Annotated in this window: 4 protein-coding genes; 3 read left to right on the forward strand and 1 reads right to left on the reverse strand. The window is 41.9% G+C overall.

Annotated elements, in window-relative coordinates; translation table 11 throughout:
- The 3 genes from V7L97_RS12485 to V7L97_RS12495 all read left to right on the forward strand — a co-directional run.
- A partial coding sequence (locus V7L97_RS12485; protein ID WP_333656487.1) for a 4Fe-4S binding protein occupies positions 1 to 812 on the forward strand: 812 nt, incomplete at its 5' end.
- 116 nt (positions 813 to 928) lie between these two features.
- Positions 929 to 1198: a chaperone NapD gene (locus V7L97_RS12490; protein WP_333656489.1), complete on the forward strand. Its 270-nt coding sequence runs from the start codon at positions 929 to 931 to the stop codon at positions 1196 to 1198.
- 93 nt (positions 1199 to 1291) lie between these two features.
- The gene (locus tag V7L97_RS12495) at positions 1292 to 1531 is read left to right on the forward strand and encodes a chaperone NapD (protein ID WP_333656490.1); all 240 of its coding nucleotides are present in this window, start codon (positions 1292 to 1294) and stop codon (positions 1529 to 1531) included.
- A 40-nt stretch (positions 1532 to 1571) separates the two neighbouring features.
- Here V7L97_RS12495 and V7L97_RS12500 read toward each other — a convergent pair.
- Positions 1572 to 1779: winged helix-turn-helix domain-containing protein (locus tag V7L97_RS12500; RefSeq protein WP_333656492.1), on the reverse strand; the 208-nt coding region annotated here is incomplete at its 5' end.

Genomic DNA, 1779 nt, shown 5'->3' on the forward strand with positions numbered 1-1779 from the left:
AAGGGTTAAGGCTATCCAAGCTCAGGCGTCTTGTCTTGCTCGGGATAATCATACTGTTTCTCCTACAATTTGTGAAGATAAAGGTTCTTGTCGGTGGGCTTTCTGGCTCGCTTGTTGTATGGTTCGTAAAGCTCATCGATATCTTTGCCTATTTTGAGAGTCTTATTTCATCAAGGGATTTTACAACTACGGCCTTCTGGGCAGTGCTCCCTGTTATAGCGATTTATCTTATATTCGGCAGGGCATTCTGCGGATGGGTATGTCCCATGGACTTTCTCTTCGAGATGGTTGATAGGGGCAGAGCAGCAGTGCAGAAGAGCAGCAGGTCAGCAGTAAAGATTTCGCCAAAATTAGGCTATGCAATTGCGGGTGTTTTGCTCGGTATTTCTGCTTTGATTGAAATTCCATTTTTCACAAACTACCTGTCCCATCTCACAAACTTCTTCAGGCTTTTGACAGGCAGCGTATTTTTTGCATTTAAGCTCCCTGTGGAGCCGGTAGTGCTGGCATATTCAGGAGGCATGATAACCCTGCTCCTCGGCCTTGAGTATTTCTTTCCACGCCTCTGGTGCAGGGTCTTATGTCCTGTTGGTAAAACATATGGGCTTTTTAACAAGGTAAGCTTTCTTAAACTGAAGTTTATGGAAGGGGAGTGCGGTGAATGCAATCTGTGCGACCAGATGTGTTACATGAACGTTAAAATAGCTAAAAACATAGACCAGCCGGGACTCAGGGATACAAACTGCATTTATTGCGGCAGGTGCGTGGAAGGGTGCGAGACTAAGGGGAAACTTATAAAAATGAAATTCTAACAATCTGTCATTCCCACGAAAGTGGGAATCCAGACAGCAAAGGTATAGATTCCTGCTTTCGCAGGAATGACTTTTAAAAGGTATTTTCGGAAACAATTAGAGGAAGGAAGGGAACAATGATTGTTGCAAGCGGGTTTATAGAGGCAAATGATATGAAAGACGTGGAAAGGGTAGTGGACGAATTAAAAGCAAGGGGTGTAGAGGTCAACGAAATAAAGGATGAAAAAATAGTATTTCTCGTTGAAAGGGAGACTGTCTCCGATGTGAAAAATTCACTGGATTCCTTAAAGGATATAGACGGCGTCAGAAATGTGTACCTTGCATATTATAGCCTCGAAGGCAGCGACAGGGATCTGGAAAATTTACTTCCCTTTAACACACATTAATATCATATTTAAACTTTTTATCTTAAGCTTTAGATACAGCAGGCTTTGTTTCCATAAGTATCATATTTCTTGATATAGGACAGAAAGATTTAGATGGATATAATAAGCATTATTGTAAAAGTAAAAGAAGGATTCTGCGATGCCTTAATAAAGGTTTTTGAAGATATGCCTCATGTCAAGGTATTTGGTATAAAAGGCAATCAGATAGTCCTTATTCTCGATACAGACGACATGCATGTGGTGGCACACAAGACAAAGGATATTCAGGAGATGGATGGAGTCATGGGAGTCTATCCTGTCTTTTCTCAGGACTTCGTTAACCATTTAGACTGATAAATAGAAATCGCACCTATTTAAGACGAGCGAAGCTTCTTTATTCCGGCTTAAAACGGTACCCTATCCCCAAAACAGTGATTATGTATTCGGGCTCGGAAGGATTATCCTCTATCTTCTGTCTCAGGTGCTGGATGTGGACATCTATGACCCTGCTCCATGAATATATCTTCGATTCCTTCCAGAGATGGTTTTTTATCTCCTCCCTGCTCAGCACAGAACCCCTGCTGGAAATCAGGAGGCACAAA

It is taken from the genome of Dissulfurispira sp. (assembly GCF_036745535.1).
Classification (GTDB): Bacteria; Nitrospirota; Thermodesulfovibrionia; order Thermodesulfovibrionales; family Dissulfurispiraceae; genus Dissulfurispira.

What these genes read in the sequence shown, in the direction of transcription:
- V7L97_RS12490 (WP_333656489.1), top strand. Translation starts at nt 929, where the DNA reads ATGATTGTTGCAAGCGGGTTTATAGAGGCAAATGATATGAAAGACGTG.
- V7L97_RS12495 (WP_333656490.1), top strand. Translation starts at nt 1,292, where the DNA reads ATGGATATAATAAGCATTATTGTAAAAGTAAAAGAAGGATTCTGCGAT.